3 protein-coding genes are annotated in these 2727 nt (G+C 61.1%); 2 read left to right on the top strand and 1 reads right to left on the bottom strand.

Features of this window, described 5'->3' with window-relative positions; genetic code table 11:
* Window positions 1-172: 172 nt before the first annotated feature.
* Both Q0331_RS02525 and msrB read left to right on the top strand, forming a co-directional pair.
* Window positions 173-1414 (top strand): glycosyltransferase family 87 protein, encoded by a 1242-nt coding sequence (locus Q0331_RS02525; protein WP_298074593.1) that lies wholly within the window; start codon window positions 173-175, stop codon window positions 1412-1414.
* The gene (gene msrB, locus Q0331_RS02520) at window positions 1407-1841 is read left to right on the top strand and encodes a peptide-methionine (R)-S-oxide reductase MsrB (RefSeq protein ID WP_298074591.1); all 435 of its coding nucleotides are present in this window, start codon (window positions 1407-1409) and stop codon (window positions 1839-1841) included. Before Q0331_RS02525 ends, msrB begins: the two co-directional genes overlap by 8 nt.
* Before the next feature lie 8 nt (window positions 1842-1849).
* On the opposite strand, the gene hemQ is transcribed toward msrB, so the two are convergent.
* Complete coding sequence (gene hemQ / locus Q0331_RS02515) at window positions 1850-2566, bottom strand: hydrogen peroxide-dependent heme synthase (protein WP_298074589.1); 717 nt, start codon at window positions 2564-2566, stop codon at window positions 1850-1852.
* Window positions 2567-2727: the final 161 nt, after the last annotated feature.

Raw genomic sequence — 2727 nt, 5'->3', positions numbered from 1 at the left:
GCGCATCACCTTGCCAAGGTGAGGGTCGCGAGTTCGAGTCTCGTCATCCGCTCCAAACTTCTTTGGGGCCTGCGGGCCCCTTTTTTCATGCCTTAGCAGCGGCGTGGCAGCTCTCTTGGGGAAATTCGGGGTCTAAAATTAGTCGGCGATGAATGCCGAAAAACTTTCTTCTATGCGTGCAGATAGCCGCGTGGACACCTCCCAGATCCTCTGCTGGGTGTTCTGGCCGCTGGCTGTAATGACCTTTATCCAGCGCGTATTCGTTCACCCTTGGAACTCGCGCCTCACCGACGACTTCGGCACGGTCATCTCAGCGCTATACAAGTTCCGCGCCCAGGAGGCGATCTACGACCAGGACTACTCCTCCACGGATCCGCACTACCTCTACTCCCCCGGCGCCACGCTGCTGCTGAGCCCCCTGTCGTTGCTAACGAACATCGACCTGGCGCGGGCCGTGTATGTGGTCGGCAATGGTGTTGCGGCGGTGCTGGCGGTCGTGGTGCTCACGAAGCTCTTTGATTACTCCCTGCGCTCCTGGGTTCTGCCCGTCGGCATCTTCTTCCTCTTCAGCTCCGAGTCGATCGCCAACACCCTTGGGTTCGGCAACATCAACGGCGTGCTGTTGCTGGCCGAGGCGCTGTTCCTGTGGCTGCTAATCAACAACCGAGGAGTTCTGGCGGGCATCGTCATCGGGCTGGCCATCACGATCAAGCCGCAGTTCCTGCCACTGCTCTTCATTCCCCTGATGCGCCGGCAACTGTCCACCATCGCCACTGGCCTAGTGATCCCGGTAGTCATTAATATCATCGCCTGGCCGCTCACCACCAACGCGGGCGATTACTTCGACAAGCTGCTTCCCTACCTCGGAGAGGTACGGGATTTCGCCAATTCGTCGATCCCCGGCGTGGGCGTGTACTTCGGCTTCCCGGATTGGACGATCTGGCTGTGGCGCCTACTTGCAGCCATCTGCGTGCTCGTGGCGCTGGCGATGCTGTTGCGCTTCCGCGACCGCGATCCGGTGATGTGGTCCGCCAGCACCGCCGGCGTGCTTCTGACGGGCGTGTTCCTGATTAGCAGCCTGGGCCAGATGTACTACTCGATGCTGCTGCTGCCGCTGCTCTTCACGGTTCTGTCCCCCCGCTCCGTGATGCACACCCCCGTGGCGTGGCTGGGCGTGTACTTCTTCTTCAGCCACGACTCCTGGTCCTCGGACCGGTGGGTCAACTACGGCCGGGTGGCGGAATATACGCGCGGCACTATTGGTTGGTCACTGTTACTGGTCGCCGCTGCGGTGGTCTCTACGATGTGGTTCTTTAGGGATCGACGCCACAACGTCCACCCCCTAGGCGATGTGCACACGAACGGACTTTTCTACCGGGATAAGACGAAGACAGGAGAAGCAACTGATGGCTGAGTTGAACCCCACCGCTGATTTCCGGAACCTGACAGACGAACAGTGGCGCGAGCGCCTCACCCCCGAGGAGTTCGCCGTGCTGCGCCGAGCGGGCACCGAGGCCCCTTTTAAGGGCGAGTACACGGACACGGAGACCGAGGGCGTGTACGCCTGCAAGGGTTGCGGCGCGGAGCTCTTCCGCTCGACCGAAAAGTTCCACTCGCACTGCGGCTGGCCGAGCTTTTTCGACCCGAAGGATTCGGACGCGGTGATTACCCGCGTCGACGATTCCCTCGGCATGCGCCGCATCGAGGTTCTCTGTGCGCAGTGCGAGAGCCACCTGGGCCACGTTTTCGAGGGCGAGGGTTACCCCACGCCCACCGATCTGCGCTATTGCATCAACAGCATTGCTTTGACGCTGCAGCAGGCCGAAGATTCGGCCGGTTAATTAGGTGGCTAGGCCAGCGACTCCACGAAGCTGGCCAGCTCCTCCTTGTCGCCGTTGACGCGACGACCGGTGAAGAACGGGATTTCCTCGCGCACGTGGTGGCGTGCCTCCGTGTAGCGCATCTTGTACATCAGCTCGACGATGCGCTCCAGGGTCGGGGATTCGAAGGCCAGGATCCACTCGTAGTCGCCCAGTGCGAAAGCGGGAACGGTGTTCGCACGGACCTCGTCGAAGCCCAGGGCGGCCTTGCCGTGCTCGCGCAGCAGGCGGGAGCGCTCCGCACGATCCATGGTGTACCACTCGTAGCTGCGGACGAACGGGTAGACGCAGATCCAATCGCCCGGCTCCTCACCCATGATGAAGGACGGCAGGTGAGCCTTGTTGAACTCGCTCGGGCGGTGCAGGCAGGTGTTGGACCATACCGGCTCGCAGGCCTGCCCCAGCTTGGTTTCCTTGAGGAAGCGGCGGTAGGCCACCTGCAGATCCTGCATCTTCTCCGCGTGCCACCAGATCATGACGTCGGCCTCGGCGCGCAGTGCGGACAGGTCGTAGACACCGCGGATAACCAGATCCTCATCCTCGAAGGAATCAATGAATGCCTGAAAATCAGCAGCTACCTCCGTGCGATCGCCCAGCACACCCGGCTCGATCTTGAAGACCGAGTAGGTGGCGAAGCGAACGACGGCGTTAAGACGCTTGATTTCCTGCGCGTTCAGTTCAGTCATGGTGTTTAGCCTCTTTAGCCTTTCTGATTTCCATTCATAGGTTCTACGGCAGCCGTTAACGGCTTATACGAAGTCCAATCTACGCGAGATCACACTGCTGAGGAGCTAGGCGTGGGGTGGAGCACGCCATCACGCGGATGATCTCCCGCGCGGCCGCCACT

This window comes from uncultured Corynebacterium sp. (assembly GCF_937999985.1).
Classification (GTDB): domain Bacteria; phylum Actinomycetota; class Actinomycetes; order Mycobacteriales; family Mycobacteriaceae; genus Corynebacterium.
Note: the sequence above shows the minus strand (reverse complement) of the source record. Positions and strands in the feature narration are given on the sequence as shown.